The organism is Vibrio sinensis, assembly GCF_003605645.1.
In the GTDB taxonomy this organism is placed as follows: Bacteria; Pseudomonadota; Gammaproteobacteria; order Enterobacterales; family Vibrionaceae; genus Vibrio; species Vibrio sinensis.
Genome location: NZ_QVMU01000004.1, coordinates 97801 through 115374 on the forward strand (window position 1 = coordinate 97801; position 17574 = coordinate 115374).

At 41.9% G+C, this 17574-nt stretch carries 17 protein-coding genes; 7 read left to right on the forward strand and 10 right to left on the reverse strand.

Translation table 11 applies throughout. From position 1 onward, the window contains the following. Positions 1-15: 15 nt before the first annotated feature. The 3 genes from prpC to DZ860_RS06820 form a co-directional block, all read right to left on the reverse strand. Positions 16-1155, reverse strand: coding sequence for a bifunctional 2-methylcitrate synthase/citrate synthase (gene prpC, locus DZ860_RS06810; protein ID WP_120030187.1), 1140 nt, complete (start codon positions 1153-1155; stop codon positions 16-18). 157 nt (positions 1156-1312) lie between these two features. After that, on the reverse strand, positions 1313-2218 hold the full coding sequence (gene prpB / locus DZ860_RS06815) for a methylisocitrate lyase (RefSeq protein ID WP_120030188.1): 906 nt from the start codon (positions 2216-2218) through the stop codon (positions 1313-1315). Positions 2219-2306: 88 nt separating this feature from the next. Beyond that, positions 2307-2978: a GntR family transcriptional regulator gene (locus tag DZ860_RS06820; RefSeq protein ID WP_120030189.1), complete on the reverse strand. Its 672-nt coding sequence runs from the start codon at positions 2976-2978 to the stop codon at positions 2307-2309. 722 nt (positions 2979-3700) lie between these two features. Between DZ860_RS06820 and DZ860_RS06825 the strand changes: the two genes are divergently transcribed. From DZ860_RS06825 to DZ860_RS06855, 7 genes are all read left to right on the forward strand, one after another. Then, on the forward strand, positions 3701-4672 hold the full coding sequence (locus DZ860_RS06825; protein WP_120030190.1) for a tripartite tricarboxylate transporter substrate binding protein: 972 nt from the start codon (positions 3701-3703) through the stop codon (positions 4670-4672). 342 nt (positions 4673-5014) lie between these two features. Further along, entirely contained in the window at positions 5015-5515 is a 501-nt protein-coding gene (locus DZ860_RS06830; protein ID WP_120030191.1) for a tripartite tricarboxylate transporter TctB family protein, read from the forward strand. Between the two features lie 18 nt (positions 5516-5533). Continuing rightward, complete coding sequence (locus DZ860_RS06835) at positions 5534-7060, forward strand: tripartite tricarboxylate transporter permease (RefSeq protein WP_120030192.1); 1527 nt, start codon at positions 5534-5536, stop codon at positions 7058-7060. 130 nt (positions 7061-7190) lie between these two features. After that, a complete protein-coding gene (locus DZ860_RS06840) occupies positions 7191-8591 on the forward strand; it encodes a TolC family protein (RefSeq protein WP_120030193.1) in 1401 nt (466 codons plus the stop codon). A gap of 9 nt (positions 8592-8600) precedes the next feature. After that, positions 8601-9575, forward strand: coding sequence for an HlyD family secretion protein (locus DZ860_RS06845; protein WP_120030194.1), 975 nt, complete (start codon positions 8601-8603; stop codon positions 9573-9575). Positions 9576-9577: 2 nt separating this feature from the next. Further along, entirely contained in the window at positions 9578-10720 is a 1143-nt protein-coding gene (locus tag DZ860_RS06850) for an ABC transporter permease (protein ID WP_120030195.1), read from the forward strand. Then, positions 10717-11868, forward strand: a complete 1152-nt coding sequence (locus tag DZ860_RS06855) for an ABC transporter permease (RefSeq protein ID WP_120030196.1) — start codon at positions 10717-10719, stop codon at positions 11866-11868. Before DZ860_RS06850 ends, DZ860_RS06855 begins: the two co-directional genes overlap by 4 nt. A gap of 155 nt (positions 11869-12023) precedes the next feature. Here DZ860_RS06855 and cyaB read toward each other — a convergent pair whose 3' ends face one another. The 7 genes from cyaB to DZ860_RS06885 all read right to left on the reverse strand — a co-directional run bounded on the left by cyaB (position 12024) and on the right by DZ860_RS06885 (position 17520). Continuing rightward, complete coding sequence (gene cyaB / locus DZ860_RS06860; RefSeq protein WP_120030197.1) at positions 12024-12575, reverse strand: class IV adenylate cyclase; 552 nt, start codon at positions 12573-12575, stop codon at positions 12024-12026. A 471-nt stretch (positions 12576-13046) separates the two neighbouring features. Then, a complete protein-coding gene (locus DZ860_RS06865) occupies positions 13047-13259 on the reverse strand; it encodes a hypothetical protein (protein WP_120030198.1) in 213 nt (70 codons plus the stop codon). A gap of 15 nt (positions 13260-13274) precedes the next feature. Next, positions 13275-13418: a hypothetical protein gene (locus DZ860_RS24390; protein WP_165862861.1), complete on the reverse strand. Its 144-nt coding sequence runs from the start codon at positions 13416-13418 to the stop codon at positions 13275-13277. Positions 13419-14296: 878 nt separating this feature from the next. Then, positions 14297-14737 (reverse strand): GNAT family N-acetyltransferase, encoded by a 441-nt coding sequence (locus DZ860_RS06870; protein WP_120030199.1) that lies wholly within the window; start codon positions 14735-14737, stop codon positions 14297-14299. A gap of 92 nt (positions 14738-14829) precedes the next feature. Next, on the reverse strand, positions 14830-15351 hold the full coding sequence (locus DZ860_RS06875; RefSeq protein WP_120030200.1) for a 2-thiouracil desulfurase family protein: 522 nt from the start codon (positions 15349-15351) through the stop codon (positions 14830-14832). 142 nt (positions 15352-15493) lie between these two features. Further along, entirely contained in the window at positions 15494-16447 is a 954-nt protein-coding gene (locus DZ860_RS06880; RefSeq protein ID WP_120030201.1) for a LysR family transcriptional regulator, read from the reverse strand. 227 nt (positions 16448-16674) lie between these two features. Further along, a complete protein-coding gene (locus DZ860_RS06885) occupies positions 16675-17520 on the reverse strand; it encodes an MBL fold metallo-hydrolase (protein WP_165862869.1) in 846 nt (281 codons plus the stop codon). Between the last annotated feature and the right edge of the window lie 54 nt (positions 17521-17574).

Genomic DNA, 17574 nt, shown 5'->3' on the forward strand with positions numbered 1-17574 from the left:
GACTCAACTTAATCATTAATCGCGTTGCTCAATTGGAACCCATTCCTGATGCTCTGGACCATCATAATCAGCGCTTGGACGGATAATACGGTTGTTCTCTCTTTGCTCGTATACGTGAGCAGCCCAGCCAGTTAAACGGCTCATCACAAAAATTGGGGTAAATAACTGCGTTGGGATATCCATGAAGTGGTAAGCCGATGCATGGAAGAAGTCAGCATTACAAAATAGGTTTTTCTCGCGCTTCATAACGGATTCAACACGTTCGGAAACAGCGTATAGCTGAGTGTCATTAACTGACTCTGCTAACACTTCAGACCAACGTTTAATTAACGCATTACGAGGGTCGCTTTCGCGATAAATTGCATGACCAAAGCCCATGATTTTGTCTTTATTCTCAAGCATCTGCATAATGTTTTGCTCAGCTTGCTCTGGCGTTGGCCAATCTTGGATCATTTCCATAGCCGCCTCATTTGCACCACCATGCAATGGACCACGGAGCGTACCAATTGCGGCTGTGATACATGAATGAATATCTGACAACGTAGATGCACATACACGAGCAGCAAAGGTCGACGCATTAAACTCATGCTCTGCGTAAAGAATCAATGAGCAATGCATGACTTGCTTGTGTAATTCACTCGGCTCTTTGTCGGTCAGCATTTTGAGGAAATAGCCACCAAGTGAGTCTTCAGAATGGTCTTGTGTATCAATACGTACGCCGTCATGGCTAAAACGGTACCAATAACAAATAATCGCAGGGAATAACGCTAACATGCGCTCTGTCGCATGTTCTTGCTCAGAAAAATCCATTTCCTGTTCAATATTACCCAACATTGAACAACCAGTACGCATAACATCCATTGGATGAGCGCTTGCTGGAATCAGCTCAAGTGCATGACGCAATGGAAGCGGCAGGCCGCGCAAGCCAACTAAACGTGTCTTATACGCATCCAATTCTTTTTGATTAGGCAAGTGACCGCGTAACAATAAGTGCGCGACCTCTTCAAATTCAGCGTTATTCGCTAGGTCTGTAATATCATAACCACGATAGGTCAGACCGGTCCCCGACTTCCCGACAGTACATAATGAGGTGCTTCCAGCGCTTTGACCACGTAAGCCTGCGCCACTCAAAGATTTGTTTTCGTTTGAAGGCATATTGAACTCCTTTTCAGTTTGGCATTGGCTTTCTCCGAGCCGGTGGTTTGCCAAACAATTTCTCGTTATGGATTTAAAATGTAATTGTCTATTTGCAGCTTAAACAACACGACTCATTTGTAGTCGGTGCTTTTCGCCTGAAATAGCGACTATTTATCTAAGAAGATGACTTCTCGTCTGAGAACAAGCGATCAAGTTTATTCTCGTAGTCGTGGTAATTTAGGTGATCGTACAGTTCGGCTCGGGTTTGCATTGAAGTCAGTAATGCTTCCTGATTACCTACCTCTAGCAAATGCTTGTAAACCATTTCAGCCGCTTTGTTCATCGCTCGAAATGCACTTAATGGGTAAAGCACCATGTCGACATTGACTTGTGACAATTGCTGACCACTGTAAAGAGGGGTTTGACCAAACTCAGTAATATTGGCCAAAATAGGAATGTGTTTTCCCGTGGCTTTAGCCAATTCCGTCGAAAAGTATTGATACTGTTCGAGTTCATTCATTGCTTCTGGGAAAATCATATCAGCGCCAGCTTCAACACAGGCAATAGCACGCTCTAATGCACTATCAATTCCCTCAACCGCAAGCGCATCGGTACGCGCCATAATGACAAAATCACTATCCGTTTTCGCATCAACAGCGGCTTTAACGCGATCTGCCATCTCTTGCAGACTCACAATCGCTTTATTAGGACGGTGACCACAACGTTTTTGCGCCACTTGGTCTTCAATATGAACGGCTGCTGCGCCCGCTTTTTCCATCGCTTTGACTGTTCGAGCAATATTAAATGCCCCACCAAAACCTGTGTCGATATCGACCAACAGAGGAAGATCACACGCGTTAGTAATACGCTCAACATCAACCAAAACGTCATTCAACGTAGTGATACCTAAATCAGGAAGACCGTAAGAAGCATTTGCAATACCGCCCCCTGACAGATAAATAGCTTGGTGGCCCAAGTTCTTCGCCATCATGGCGCAGTAAGGGTTGATAGTGCCCACAATTTGTAGCGGATCATTTTGTTCTACGGCGAGTCTAAATTTCGCCCCCGGTGATAAACTCATGACAGTTTCCTTCTGGTCATTTTGGTTTGCCGCAACTTATTTGCTGCAACTTACTCGTCTAGCAAGCATTAAGTAACAGTCGAATCGACTAAATTAATTGTTGTTGAATCAATGCTCGACTTCCTGAGATATGTCGACGCATTAACATTTCTGCGAGTTCTTCATCGCGATTACGAATCGCCTGAAGAATAAATTTGTGTTCGTCTAAGGCCTCGATAGGTCGAGATTGTGAACGAGGCGACTGATAACGATACATGCGTAATAAATGGTAAAGCTCATCGCACAACAGAGTGATCAGTTTGCTATTACGACTGGCTTGAATAATGCGGTAATGAAAGTCGAAATCACCGTGTTGGTGAAAATAAGATGCACCTTCGACAGCATCGATATGGCGAGAATGTGTCGACAACAAGGTTTCTAAGCCAGAAAGTTCCTCTTCGGTGATATGTCGTGCCGCTAAACGAGCAGCCATTCCCTCTAATGCTTCTCGCACTGCATAGAGTTCTATCAACTTTTCTGGTGAAAATGTGGTAGCACGAGCACCAACGTGGGGAATTCGTTCGATAAGACCTAGCCCCTCTAAACGCATCATTGCTTCACGAAGTGGGCCTCGGCTGACCTGATAATGTCGGGCTAGTTCAGGTTCAGAAATTTTACTTCCCGGTGCAATTTCGCCACTAACAATCGCTTCAACCAAGGATTCCGTTAGGTTTTCTGACTTAGTATTTTCTTTCATCTGCATCGGTGTTTTTAAATTCATTGTTGCCCCTGACAGTCATATTTTAGTGCACATAAACACACAAATTGTCAACAATTGTGCAACACAAGTTCAATATAGACCAGCAAGACACCCAAAATCAAGAAGATTGTCGACAATTTAGACTAAGGTGGTATGAATTGTGAGCAGGGAACGCTGCATTTTATAATCTTGCAGTTATTTTAGAGAGGCGCAGTTACTTTTCTCATTCGCCCAATCTTGTGAAGTGAACGACAAAAAATAAAGCCGATGCAGAAATGTGATGCTCTATTTGTCGCCATCAAGAACCTCGAACCTCCCTTTCAACATTCACGCCTGTAATAAAAGTAAATCTTTCATAACGAAGTCGATGCTCCTCTTTTTGTAACACAGCACTAGTTCGTTAATCTCGCTGTGAACTTTATGAACAAAATTCTCAGAATGTCCTTTATTGTTTTTATCGCCACATTAAAGACATTTCTTAACATTGCTGTAACTTTATATTCATCAGCTGTGTTGTTCCCTCCATCACTCCTGATTCATTGGCAAATAGTCACAACAATATGGTTTCAGTAATAACGACAGCCATATAAAAATAACGACGATTAAAAAGCTGAGTGAAACAACAAGTGGTTTGTCACCCTCAGTCTTTTAATCGTGGATAACAACACTTTTATAGAATTGCTTTATAACATTGCTTTATATCAATAAGTTAACGAAAGCATCTTACATAAGGAACGTGAATCATGTTTAAGGTACTTAAACCAACACTTGCAGCGTCAATCATCGCAGCCTCTTTCTCTTTTAGTGCTTATGCGGCTGATCTAGACAAAATCCATTTCATCATCCCTGGTGGTGCCGGTGGTGGTTGGGATATGACTGCTCGAGGAACGGGTGATGTACTCGTTAAATCTGATATTGTCGACAATGTGTCTTTCCAAAACTTGTCTGGCGGTGGTGGTGGTAAAGCAATCGCTCACCTTATCGAAACAGCAGAGCGTCAAGAAGATACTCTGATGGTTAACTCTACCCCTATCGTAGTGCGTTCACTGACTGGTGTATTTCCGCAATCTTTCCGTGATTTAACACCCGTTGCAGCGACTATTGCTGATTACGGCGCTATCGTAACAACGCCAGATTCACCATACCAATCATGGGAAGAAGTGGTTGAAGCATTCGGAGAAAACCCTCGTGACGTTAAGATTGCCGGCGGATCTGCACGTGGCAGCATGGATCACCTAGTGGTTGCAGCTGCATTTAAAGGCGAAGGTTTTGACGCTAAAAAAGTTCGCTATATCGCTTACGATGCCGGTGGTAAAGCTATGGCGGCATTACTTTCAGGTGAAACGCCGTTACTTTCTACAGGCCTAGGCGAAGTCCTTGAGATGTCAAAATCAGGACAAGTTAAGGTCCTTGCTGTAACAGCGCCTAAGCGTTTAGAAGCGGCGCCAAATATCCCAACACTAGTGGAGTACGGTAATGAAACTGTATTTGCAAACTGGCGTGGTTTCTTTGCAGCTCCTGGAGCAAGCCAAGAAAAGATTGATGAATGGAATACGGCTCTAACAAAAATGTACGCAACTGATGAATGGCAAGTCGTGCGCGACCGTAACGGTTGGATTGACAACTATAAAGCAGACAAAGAGTTCTACACATTCTTAGAAGACCAAGAAAAACAAATGGGCGATCTTATGCGCGAGCTGGGTTTTCTAAAGTAACAGCTACATAAGGTTGTAAGCGCAACCTTTCCTCTGGCTTGCTTGTTACTTAACTGATTAGTTAGTTTGCTTACGTAATGAGTCATTAAGGTCACGTAAGCCAGAAAACACCCTCTTTGCCGTATTTGGGAACAACATCTTAATCTCCTTTGTTTATTTAATTAATAAACATCTAAGTCGCGTTGACTAGCAGCAATCGACTTTTGCTCGGCTTCCTTGCCACAACAGCGTTGTTTTTGTTGGGCTGAGTTTAGCGAGTTTAGTTGATGTCAGCCTAGTGGTGACATCAGCGCCCAAATACGGCCTTTTTATTCCTTATTACCACCAATTCTGGAGTCGGGTATGTCGAACTTGCCAAACAAGTTTTTCAGCAAAGAATATCTCCTTTGCCGTGATCGCGTCGGTGCTTTAATCTTTTTGCTCGTTTGCTTATGCTACGGCTACCAAACCACGCTTATTCCCCTTTTTCCGGGCGATGAATACGAACCGTTCACTGCTCGAACACTTCCCATTTTATTAACATTTGCTGGCGTCGCACTGTCTCTCATGTTGCTGGTGACTGGGCAGCCTGATAGCGAACAAGCATCCGTAAAAGGTTTGAACTGGAAATTGCTGATTGGCTTCTTAATTCTCATGGCGTTGTATGGTGTTGGCCTAACTTATTTAGGATTTGTCATCGCCACCAGCCTATTTCTTCTAGCCGGTTTTTACATTTTAGGTGAACGTCGTAAGAAAGTACTTTTTGGTGCCTCTTTTCCATTCGTGGGAGCGTTTTACCTGCTATTAACGCAAGGACTGGATGTTTATCTAGAGCCTGGCATCATTTTCACCCTGTGGTCATAATTTAAAAGGAATCAGATTATGTTGGATGGAATCTTACAAGGTTTATCAACTGCAATCATGCCAATGAATATTATGATGGTTGTGGTGGGTTGCTTCGTCGGTACCTTTATCGGCATGTTACCTGGGCTTGGGCCTATTTCAGCAATTGCTTTAATGATACCGATTACTTACGGGTTAGATCCCTCATCAGGACTAATCCTGATGGCTGGTGTTTATTATGGTGCTGTTTTTGGTGGCTCGACATCTTCAATTCTTATCAATGCACCAGGATGTTCATCAACGGTGGTAACGGCATTTGATGGCTATCCAATGGCCCAAAAAGGCATGGCGGGTAAAGCTCTCGCACTGGCGGCATACTCATCTTTTACTGGTGGTACTCTCTCTGCAATTATGTTGTTAGTGGCGGCCCCTGCTCTAGCAACCGTCTCACTCAGTTTCCAATCTCCTGACTATTTTGCCTTAATGGTGCTAGGTCTCTCGGCGGTCGCAGCATTTGCCGGTAAAGGTCAAGTCATCAAAGCGTGGATGATGACCGTTCTAGGATTAATGATTTCAACGGTTGGAATCGACAAAGGTGTCGGCGTCGAACGCTTTACATTTGGCCTAACGGATCTAATGGATGGGTTTAGTTTCTTATTGCTTGCTATGGCGACATTTGCACTGGGTGAAACCTTAATGGGTATCTTAAAACCAGAGCAAGACACGAGTAGCGAAGAAAAAGAGCGTATGAGCAACATCGGCAGCATGAAAGTGACCAAAGAAGAGTTCAAAGAAGTCGCTCCCGTTTCAATTCGTTCCTCTATCCTTGGTTTCTTCACTGGTGTATTACCGGGCGCCGGAGCCACAATTGCGGCATTTCTAAGTTACGGTATGGAGCGTAACCTTGCGCCCAAAGATAAAAAAGAAGAATTTGGTAAAGGCAGCATCCGTGGACTCGTTGCCCCAGAATCAGCGAACAATGCGGCATCAAGTGGTTCATTTGTTCCTTTGCTTACTCTAGGTATTCCTGGTTCAGGGACGACCGCTATCATGCTCGGCGCTCTAATCGCTTATGGTATTCAACCTGGTCCACGTTTGTTTGTTGAGCATCCGGAAGTATTTTGGTCTGTCATCATATCAATGTACCTAGGTAATATCGTACTGGTTATTTTGAACTTGCCATTAATCCCTTATATTTCGCGCTTACTGGCGGTCCCAAGAACGGTTCTACTTCCTATGATTCTGTTCTTCTCGATTACTGGTGTTTATTTAGTTTCATTTAACACCATGGATGTCTTTATCATGTTGCTGGTGGCGATGGCAGCGATTGCACTAAGGTTGGCAAACTTCCCACTTGCTCCACTATTGCTTGGTTTTATATTGGGTGGGCTAATGGAAGAAAACCTACGTAGAGCCTTAATGATCAGTGATGGTGAACTGAGTTTCTTGTGGGAACGTCCTATTACATTGACCTTTACCGTATTGGCCGTGTTAGTTCTATCGAGTCCTATATTGGTAAAAATCTATCAAAAATTGCGTCCAAGCATGAAAAAAGTACCGCAATAGAATAGACTTGAATTTCCTAAACCTTTATTAAACGGAACCTTTTTAGGTTCCGTTTTGTTTTTTAATAAGTTGATAACATAATATCTAGAGTTTATACTCTAATTATTATTCTACCTCTAAGTGATTGACCATGTTGATACATCCCCGCTCTTTGCTCATTGGCTGCATGAGCCTCTACCTGCCCTTTGCACAAGGTGCAGCGATCAGCTTCGATGAAGCTTGGCTTCTACTGCAAGACAACAATAACTCTCTTGCAGCGCAACGAGCGAATCTAGACCGTTATCAACATTTAGAAAACGCCACTGATAATCTTAACTTGCCGCAAGTTTCAATTGGGGCAAATTACACTCGCTTAGATAAAGATGTCACTGTCTCTGGCAAACAGCTTTTTGATAGTACTGGAGTCCCTTTACCAAACCTCGGTCCAAAAATAGGTCAGGTTCTATCACAACTAGGTAATGTGACTTCAACTATTAGCGAACGCGATCTCTTTACCTCTTCAATCCGTGCTGTATGGCCAATCTTTACCGGTGGTCGAATCAATGCAGCTCAATCGGCTGCAGAGGGTAAAAAAGAGCAAGCGAAAAGTGAACTTGCGATGGAAACCCAAGCTCGCTACGAAGATCTCAGTAAATACTATTTTAGTGTATTGCTCGCCAAGGAAGTACTCAACACTCGCAACCTCGTTGAACAAGGTTTAACTAAACATAGAAATAACGCGGTGAAATTGGAGCAACAAGGCCAAATCGCACGCGTTGAACGACTCCAAGCCGATGCCGCTCTCGACAAAGCGACTGTTGAGCGCAAGAAAGCACAAAAAACGTTAGAAATTGTGCAGTCAGCATTGACTGAGATCCTAAGCCAAAACGAAACCGTTGAGCCTCGTGACGCACTCTTTATTAATACGACGCTTCCTCCGCTGAGCGCTTTTGTCGATCAAACTCTCAACACCTACCCTGGTCTTGATTTACTCGACGCAAAACATAAGCAAGCATCAAGCCTTATTAAAGCCGAGCAAGGTAAGTACTATCCTGAAGTCTTTCTTTACGGTAATTACAGCCTACATGAAGATGACTCTCTCGCTAGCCAGATGAAACCAGATTGGCTCGTGGGTGTGGGTGTCAACATCCCATTAATCGAATCAACAGGACGAAGCGATCAAGTCAAAGCCGCCCAAAGTGCCGTGACTCAAGTAAACTATCTTAAGCAGCAAGCAAAACAAGATTTACGCGTCTTAGTACAAAAAACCTATTTGGAAGCGCAACAGGCGCAAGAAGAAGTATTGGGACTAAAATCCAGCATTGCACTGGCTGAAGAAAATCTTAATTTACGCCAGAAGGCATTCACTCAAGGGCTATCTACCTCGACTGAGGTGGTCGACGCTCAACTCTATCTTGCCAGCGTTCAGACTCAAAAAGCTGCTGCGAGTTTTAACTACTTGTTATCGCTTTCTAAACTGCTTGCGATCTCCAATGAAATGAACGCATTCAGCCAGTATCAACATAACTCCATCACCATTTCGACATTGTAAGGTTTCAAGATGAAAAACGTTAAGCCATTAGTATTTACCGCGGCGGCCATTGCGATCGCATCTTGGGTGGGTTACAGCTTTTACCAAGCTTATCAACCAAAACCGTTACGCTTACAAGGTCAAATTGAGTCGCAGCAGTACAGTATTTCTTCGAAAGTCGCTGGCCGCATCGATCAGGTCATGGTGAGAAAAGGTGACATGGTTGAAAAAGGTCAAATGATCTTCACCCTACACAGCCCTGAAATCGAAGCCAAACTGGAACAAGCAAAAGCCGGCGAAAAAGCCGCTGGTGCTCTAGCCCTTGAAGCAGAAAAAGGTGCTCGAATCCAACAAATTCGCGCGGCGCAAGATCAATGGCAAAAAGCCAAAGCCGCTGCTGATTTAATGGAGAAAACCTACATCCGTATTAACAATCTGTACAATGATGGTGTTGTCGCAGAGCAAAAACGAGACGAAGTTAAAACTCAGTGGGAAGCGGCAAAATATACAGAAAGTGCTGCGTACCAAATGTATAAAATGGCGAAAGAAGGTGCTCGTACAGAAACCAAAGTTGCCGCGGCTGAAAAAGCACGCATGGCGGCAGGTGCGGTAGCCGAAGTGGAAGCCTATGCCAAAGACACCAAAATCAACAGCTGGTTTAATGGTGAAGTCTCACAAGTGCTGTTACAAAGCGGTGAACTTGCTCCACAAGGCTTCCCGGTTGTAACAGTCATCGATACCAAAGATTCTTGGGCAGTACTCAACGTTCGTGAAGATTGGCTAAAACACTTTAACCAAGGCAGTAAATTCAACGCTTATTTACCGGCATTAGACAAAACCATCGAATTCACCGTTACTCATGTGGCCGTGATGGGCGATTTTGCCACTTGGCGTGCAACTGATGCGTCGAAAGGATTTGATTTACGTACCTTTGAAGTCGAAGCTCGTCCAAGTGAGCCTCAATCTGGGCTGCGCATGGGTATGAGTGTTGTGGTTGAGCTATAACCATGGAAGCTTCTATCCTATCTCAATGGAAAATTATACGGCGTGACAAATGGCTTTTGTCATGCCTAACTTGGATACCTGTTGCCTTATCTGTGATGATTTGGGCAATATTCTCTCAAGGTATCGCCCGTGACTTACCCGTTGGAGTGGTTGACCTCAACCACTCTTCATTATCGAATCAATTTACTCGCTACCTCGATGCTTCTCCAACCATGGCAGTGACTCACGAGTTCACTAGCATTACCGAAGCAGAACAAGCGTTGGTTGAAAGCGAAGTCTATGCCTATGTGGTTCTGCCATATAATCTGGAAGAGAATATCTACAAAGGCTTTGCACCGCAAATTTCAGCTTTCTATAACAGCCAAACTATTTTGATCGGTAAATTACTCAGTTCGGCGATCACCCAAGTACAGGGCACGTTCAACGCACAAATATCGACGGTTCAAACCCTATCTCGTGGTAATACAACGTTTGCTGCGGCAATGGGCAATGCCGTTCCAGTACGAACCCAAATCACACCGTTATTTAACAAGAACTCCAACTACGCCCAATTTTTGGTTACCGCCATCGTCCCTGCACTATGGCAAATCGTGGTTGTGGTCGGGACAATTTTGGTTCTGGCGGCTAATTTACGTTTGCGAGGTTTACAGCCGTGGCTAGGCAATCGCACCTTGTCGAATTTAGTACTGACCCTACGCCCATATTTTGCCGTTTTCCTGCTTCAAGGCTTTGCCTTTTTATGCTGGTTCTTTCTCGGATTTGAATGGCCCCTTAACGGCAGTTTGCTCGCTATGGTCGCAGCGCAAGCTGTTATGACGCTCGCCTGTATGATTATGGGTTGTTTCTTCTTTTTCATGACTCTCGATGCTGCGCGAGCAATGAGCTTTGCCGGAGCATTTACTGCGCCAAGTTTTGCATTCATGGGCATTACATTCCCAGTAAGTGACATGAATCCGTTGGCCCTATTTTGGCGCAGTCTACTTCCTGTCAGCCACTATATTGAAGTGCAAATCCATCAAGCCAATTATGGTGAACCTTGGACGCATTCTCTGCAATATTTGTTGCCAATGCTTGGCTATCTACTTCCGCTTGTTCTCACGGTACTGTTAATCCGTATACACCTTACCAAGGAGGGCGCATTATGACGCTATTTAACTTGGTCAAAGCTGAATTAAAAGCTCTCATCACTAACCCTGTCGTGGTATTGACGGTCTTTGGTGGCGTTGTATTTTATTCCGTGCTTTACCCTCTCCCATATAGTCAGCAAACGCCACGGGAGCAACACATAAGTGTCGTCAACCTTGATGGTAGCCAAGCCAGTTTTCGTTTAGAACGTATGGTCGATGCCACACCACAAGTGCATATTATGCAGCGTGACTTCTCAATAGCTTCAGCTCAACAAGCGTTTATGCAAGGTGATATCAGTGGTTTCCTTGTTATCCCAGAACACTTCTATAAAGATTTGTTACTCGGTAAAAGCCCGACACTTTCTTACGCCGGCGATGCTTCCTATTTCTTAGTTTATGGCACAATCATTGAGGGATTAGCGCATGCTGGGGGAACTCTTGCGGCGCAAAGTACCGTTTCAAAATTGGTAACAAAAGGCGAGCCAATGGCCCTAGCCTCACAACAATACTCCGTTACTAAACTGAATCTCAAACCTACATTTAACCCAACCGTCGGATACGTTAACTATGTGGTCCCCGCCGTGTTTGTGTTGATTTTGCAGCAAACACTTGTGATGGCTGCCGGGCTTATGGTTGGAACGCAAAAACATGGTAAAGGTTACTGGAATAGCATACCAACTGCGACGCTTATGGCTGTGCGAGTTTCTGTTCTCGTCGGTGTTTATTACCTACTTGGCATGTTCTATTTTGGCGCAAGTTTTACCTCTCATGGTATAAGCCAACTGGCCGATGCGGTTCAATTGCTAACCCTTATGTTGCCATTTCTATTAGCTTGCTGTGCGATCGGGATTTGGCTCGGTGCAATCACACCAAGACGAGAACTCGTGACTTTAGTGGTATTAATCAGTTCAATGCCTTTGGTATTTAGTGCTGGCTTTGTGTGGCCAATACAATCTATCCCCTCTTCCATCGTGATGGCATCGCAACTGTTTCCATCCACACCGGGAATCCAAGGGTTTCTTGCTCTAAACCAAATGGGGTCGGACTGGAATCAAATCGCGCCACAATGGACATTACTTTGGTTACAAACTCTTTTATGGGGTTCACTGGCTTACTATCAGTTCAATAAGCAACGCCAGCAGCCTGTTTATTCCGACTTAAATTAATCTCATTGGTCTTTCCTTGAACTCGCTTTAACAGCTTCACTCAAAAAGAAAGCGTAAGATTACCGTTAAGCGGAGAGGCAAATCGCTTCTCCGCTTAATTGAAAAACTTCAGAATAGGTTATTTGGCGCATAAGAGTAATGGAAAAACAATCAGGTTAAACTGCTTTTTCAGTAAACATTTGCTTATAGGATTTTGTCTGTAGATCAAATGACGTTAAACCGAATTGCCCCGCCAACGCTTCAAGTTCAACTTTGTAACTCGACAACATCATCTCTTCGTCTGTCATGATGGCAAATTCAGCAAAGTCACCAATATCCGCTAAAGAATCTACCGTAATATGGAATTGACCTACAAAGTAGATACTGCGCATTTTTTCAGCTTTAAGAATCACTTCATAACCCATAGTTTCAAGCATACTTTTCGCATTGTTGGCATCGGTAATATTAGTGGCTTGACATCGATCAGTTTCAGGCCCTTTAACAATCCACAACTTGATTCCTGACGGCTCCATTGTACGGATGCATAGGCTTTTATTTTGCCCTTGTAGCTCTCGTTTTGGTGAATCAAAATACCAATCAGATTCAACGTTATCTAACAGCATAACTTCATGAGGGATTTGATTTAATATTTCTAAAAATTGAGCTTTTGACTCAAGGCGATACTTCAACTCAACCTCAAACTTACCTTGAAAATGATTCGCACTCATACTTCCATTCCATATAAAAAACCTAACGACATATTATGCGCTATAAGGAGTGTAAATGTATGGGATGAGAGTGTCATTTATAGACATAACAACAGCTATGATGTGAGTTTTTGAAAGATATGTAGGCAGCCAACTGTTGTCATAGTTGATGTAAAGCTGATTGTTTGAATATGATTATACTCAAACTGCTTAGAGGAAAATAGGAGACAAAATAGAAGAAAGAGTGGCAATTGAACAAGTGAACCAGCTTCCCCATACACCTAGATATACTAGGTGATGGGGTTAATAAGTGCAGCTAATACCGCTGCGACTTCAAATCGGTAAGGGAGATAATGTCAAACGAATCTATACTTAAAATGATTTTAAATTCTTATTTAGCCCCACTATCTGGACTGGTGAGCTAAGTAAACTGAGCAAATTTAAATTATTTTCTCATCATTATAAAAAATGATCGTTTATAAACACTAAATCTTATTGCTTATTGACAAATCGCTCTGCACTAGCAAAAAGCATATCGCACTGTTTTTGTTGTTTGATGAACTCATCAGTGCCTGGTGTCATTGATTCTAGCTCTTCTTTAGCTTTATTATATTCCGCAACCATATGTGCAAATTTTTCTTCGAATTCGCCTTTATTCATTTTTTTGCTGAATTTTTTGCCGCTTTTCTTAACTGGTTTTTTCATACTTGCCTCTTATAATCAAAGATCTAATAGTTTTTGTTGCTCGCGCTCTAATAAGATATCTTCGATTTTTCTTCTTACTTGATGAATGTTATTTTGTTTATCATCTCTAGTATCATCTTTGTCTTTGCATGACTTTGAGGTGGTGACTTTACGTTTCATGACTTAATTCTCATTTTGGCTAAATATAACAGCCACATAACGACTCATCAGACTACATGTACTGATAGAATATCGAAGTAAATAGACTGTTTAACAATTAGGATTGCAGCGGTAATTTCCAAAATCAATAAAGACACTCATACTTTTCAGGATATATTTCTTTAACTGCAACACTGTTTTCTTTTCGTATTCATACACACTCATACCATTTATCTATGGTATAGATATGGATAAAAACACTAGCACTACAATTATCCTGAACAATAATCTAAAGCATTTTATTAATTCATTTACTTAAGAATTAAATCAAGCTATTTGACGATGGTCGCTATTTTATTTAACGTCTATAATTTAATGAAAATAAACGTTAAAATAACGAAAATTGTGTCAAAACCAAAAACCATCTCGGGATAAACATAACGGGTCGATTCAACACAAAAAAGGAAATATTCAGTTAAATAATTCCTAAATAGTTCGACCACTTTAACGTCAGCAACTATACACTTGGTATGGATAATAGATAGTCATTTCTGTTTTTATTTTTATTTCAATTAAAAACAAACAGTTATGAGCTACCCATCAAATCGAACTGATGATAGTTCTTGAGCAAAGTTCATCTTATCGTTCAAAAAACAAGCAAAACAACTGTTTACAGTATGTATACCTAAGTGACTTCAAAATGCAAGATTCAGAGCGATCTCATCGTGTTGAGTTTGTTTGGATATAAAATATCGAATTTCCCATAAAAGGGAAAATATGCAGGCAAGAATCAGGTGACTTAGCGTGAGTCTAGATAAATTAGGCTATTGAACTAAATTAAAAGCCATCAATTCTACTAGCTATTGAAAATAGGCCGGATATTTAAACAAACATAGTATTTAAATTGATAGACACAATTCTATTTCGCGACCAGCAACCAAGTTTCCGGTTGGAATGAATCCACAACGTCGATAAAAACCAAGAGGACTCCCCTCGCCAGAAATCACACTGGTAAAGAGTTCTGAAATACCAAATTCTTTTTGTAACGCTACGACCAGTATCTGTATCGCGTTACGACCTAACCCTTTAGATTGGCAGGATTTATCGAGCATGAAACGCCACAACATGAATGTATTGGTACTGACATTTGCATCGACAAGAATGAAACCAATCGGTGCATTATTGAGATAAATAGCACGAAACCACGCAAACTCCATGAAGTTCGCCTCGGCCAATGAGATCGCATTGCTATCAATGTGACACTCTTGTTCAGGATTAACTTCTAGTTGGCAAATCGAGTAGAAATTCTCGCTGTTGATTTTTCTTAGTTCTAAGTCCATTTAAGATCATTATCCTTAAAATCCTGTTAGTTTCTTCAATTACCAAAATCCCAAAAGCAATTGCACGCTCACCTTGATGCGTGGGATTTGTTTTATAACTTTAAGCACTGTTTAGAAACGACTTTTGGAGTGATGGTATCAACTTCCGCTCTCAATTTTGCTAATGAATATTGACTAAATACTTTGATCTCATGTTGCTCTAATAGCGCTGCTGTTACCCCTCGCCCAGCAATCTTATGTCCACTGAATGTTCCATCGTATATTGTGACACTACCGCAAGATGGGCTGCTTTCGGCTAAAATGGCATAACGAATTTGGTTTTCTAAACAAAGCTTTAACGTATTATCCGCACCACTAAGGAATAATTCCGTTACATCAACGCCGTCATTACCAACAACGCGAGCATTATTCTCCAGCACATCTTCTCCTACTCCTCCTATAATTTCTGCAGGTGGTCGTGGCGTGGGTAAACCAGAAGAGACTTCTGGGCAGAAAGTTAACACATCAAAACTGGAGAACAGCCAGTCCCTATCTGCATTATCTAGAGATAGGCAACTTCCATTGTATCTCACGGAATTTCCAACTAAGCATGAACTCACTAAAATTTTTTCCACAAAATCATCCAAATCGTCAATAATGATTATTTAATAGACGACTTAAGCCAGAATATAATCGGCATAGCTTAAATCGTATTACATTTCTATTTCCACGAAGAGTGGTTAAGGCGCTAGCCTATCTCTTTTGTTTAGTGATTAACTAACGCTTCGTTCTACCATACAGTTGATTAAAATTTGGTATATTCCCTTCCCAAACTGGTAAATCCTCGCCAATAATAGAAATGAGCACATCAATAAATAACTTGGTTTTTATAGGGGCATCTCGGTGTGGATACACCGCATAAAAAGTGCCGAAATCCTCTAGATTCAAATGTGTCATAATAGGAATCAACTGACCATTCTTGATTTCATTTTGAATCATCTGAGCCGTAACAACGGCTAAAGTATTACCTGCCAGCACACTCTTTACTACCATCTCCACGTCATTCACTTTATAGGCAGCATTAAGTTGAAAATATTGCTCACCACCTTTTTCATCTAGATAAGCAAACTTATCCAGTAACAAGCCTGGAGTTGAGTAAATAGTCGCGGGAAGTGATTGCAGCTTTTCAATAGTATCAATCTCGCCATACTGTTGGATAAAATCAGGAGCAGCAACGATGAGTATTCGGCTACGCGCTATTTTGCGACTAATTAAGCTCGAGTTTTTTGGCTTGCCAATACGAAAACCAATGTCAAAACCCTCTTGGACAATATCGACTATACGATCTTCTAATCGTAGCTCGCAGTTAACTTCAGGATACTGCTTCTGAAACAGAGAGATGGCGTCTTGTACATACTGGCGACCAAACATCATTGAACTCGTTATTCTCAATGTCCCCCTAGGTTCTGAGTGGTAATTTTGCGCCAAGCGATGGGTGTTACTTATTAATTCACGCAACTGTTTCGCTTGACTGACCATTTCATTCCCTGCCGCCGTTAACGACAACGAACGTGTAGTACGATTGAGCAGTCGAACTCCTACCTCTTTCTCTAGCCGGCTAATCTGTTTAGATATGACCGAGCGATCAAGGTTTTTCTGTTCAGCGACATTAGTAAAAGAGCCGAGCTCTATGACTTCGAGAAGTAAAAGTAAACGGGTAGAAAAATCCATCTCAACCTCTCCAAGGTTTTATGATTTATTGATGCCAGAATAGCACCAATATTATCTAAATAGTTTCATGTTTAACAACCAGTCTTAGCGATGTAGCGACTGCACTTAAAGAGCGATCTAATCAAGTAGCGACTTAAGTATAAGTACAACAAATATCATTGGCGGAGGCAGCATAGAAAAATGAAAAACCAAACCTCATCCTACCGTTTTCACATGACTAACCACGTCTAAATTAGGACAGTTCGACCTGTGGGTAGATGCTCTAAGCGATCGCCCAAAACAGACTTCAACAATTCAAACGCTTTCATTCCGGTACAATGCCCTGTGTATAGCTTATCTATTGGGTATCGTGATAATGCTTCCCCAATAGCTTTAATTTCTTGTTGAGTACCACCAATGCTATTTAATACGGGTAAACCAACAAGATGAAAACCGCCCACTACGGCTTTAATTCTGTGATTTGGGAACAATTCAAGAGCGGTTTGAACCATATTTAAAACGCCGCTATGAGCACATCCTGTAAATACCACTAACCCATCATCTTCTTTAATAACAAGCATCAGCTCATGATCAAAAACATCTAATTCATAATCACCGTTGGATTGGGTATAAAGGTATTGGTTTCCTTTAGGCTCTGGATATCTTTTATTGATTTCAGTGATCGCAAAAACATTGGACGCAATTTCAGTCTTTTGGTCTACAAAAACCAATCGATCATTCGCTCGTTCCAAGAGTTTTTTATCAATACCAACATCACTCTTGAAACCAAATGCTCGAAAATAGTAGTTTTTATTTTCACAGTTTTTTAAGTACACATTTGCTTTAGCGTTGTTGTCCAAAAAGTGAGTAATGCCATTACAATGGTCGTGATGACGATGAGATATAACTGCAACATCAATATCCTGGATATTAATATCTAACAAAGACGCATTCTTACAAAACGTATCGCTACTCCCAGCATCGAATAGAACCTGACTCCCCATCGTCTCGATATGAAGTGACAAGCCACGTTCAACAGAAAGATCCGGACGACTATTTAATCTTGTATTGTCTACCAACGCAGTCAATTTCATCATCTCATCCAATAAGTAAACGTGCTAGCACAAGCACTACAAAGACTTCAATAA

Excerpts from the sequence above, each read along its gene's own strand:
- DZ860_RS06825 (WP_120030190.1), top strand. The coding sequence starts at position 3,701 with ATGTTTAAGGTACTTAAACCAACACTTGCAGCGTCAATCATCGCAGCC.
- DZ860_RS06845 (WP_120030194.1), top strand. The coding sequence starts at position 8,601 with ATGAAAAACGTTAAGCCATTAGTATTTACCGCGGCGGCCATTGCGATC.
- DZ860_RS06865 (WP_120030198.1), bottom strand. The coding sequence starts at position 13,259 with ATGAAAAAACCAGTTAAGAAAAGCGGCAAAAAATTCAGCAAAAAAATG.
- cyaB (WP_120030197.1), bottom strand. The coding sequence starts at position 12,575 with ATGAGTGCGAATCATTTTCAAGGTAAGTTTGAGGTTGAGTTGAAGTAT.
- prpB (WP_120030188.1), bottom strand. The coding sequence starts at position 2,218 with ATGAGTTTATCACCGGGGGCGAAATTTAGACTCGCCGTAGAACAAAAT.
- DZ860_RS06885 (WP_165862869.1), bottom strand. The coding sequence starts at position 17,520 with ATGAAATTGACTGCGTTGGTAGACAATACAAGATTAAATAGTCGTCCG.
- DZ860_RS06830 (WP_120030191.1), top strand. The coding sequence starts at position 5,015 with ATGTCGAACTTGCCAAACAAGTTTTTCAGCAAAGAATATCTCCTTTGC.
- prpC (WP_120030187.1), bottom strand. The coding sequence starts at position 1,155 with ATGCCTTCAAACGAAAACAAATCTTTGAGTGGCGCAGGCTTACGTGGT.
- DZ860_RS06835 (WP_120030192.1), top strand. The coding sequence starts at position 5,534 with ATGTTGGATGGAATCTTACAAGGTTTATCAACTGCAATCATGCCAATG.
- DZ860_RS06820 (WP_120030189.1), bottom strand. The coding sequence starts at position 2,978 with ATGAATTTAAAAACACCGATGCAGATGAAAGAAAATACTAAGTCAGAA.
- DZ860_RS06870 (WP_120030199.1), bottom strand. The coding sequence starts at position 14,737 with ATGGACTTAGAACTAAGAAAAATCAACAGCGAGAATTTCTACTCGATT.
- DZ860_RS06880 (WP_120030201.1), bottom strand. The coding sequence starts at position 16,447 with ATGGATTTTTCTACCCGTTTACTTTTACTTCTCGAAGTCATAGAGCTC.
- DZ860_RS24390 (WP_165862861.1), bottom strand. The coding sequence starts at position 13,418 with ATGAAACGTAAAGTCACCACCTCAAAGTCATGCAAAGACAAAGATGAT.
- DZ860_RS06855 (WP_120030196.1), top strand. The coding sequence starts at position 10,717 with ATGACGCTATTTAACTTGGTCAAAGCTGAATTAAAAGCTCTCATCACT.
- DZ860_RS06850 (WP_120030195.1), top strand. The coding sequence starts at position 9,578 with ATGGAAGCTTCTATCCTATCTCAATGGAAAATTATACGGCGTGACAAA.
- DZ860_RS06840 (WP_120030193.1), top strand. The coding sequence starts at position 7,191 with ATGTTGATACATCCCCGCTCTTTGCTCATTGGCTGCATGAGCCTCTAC.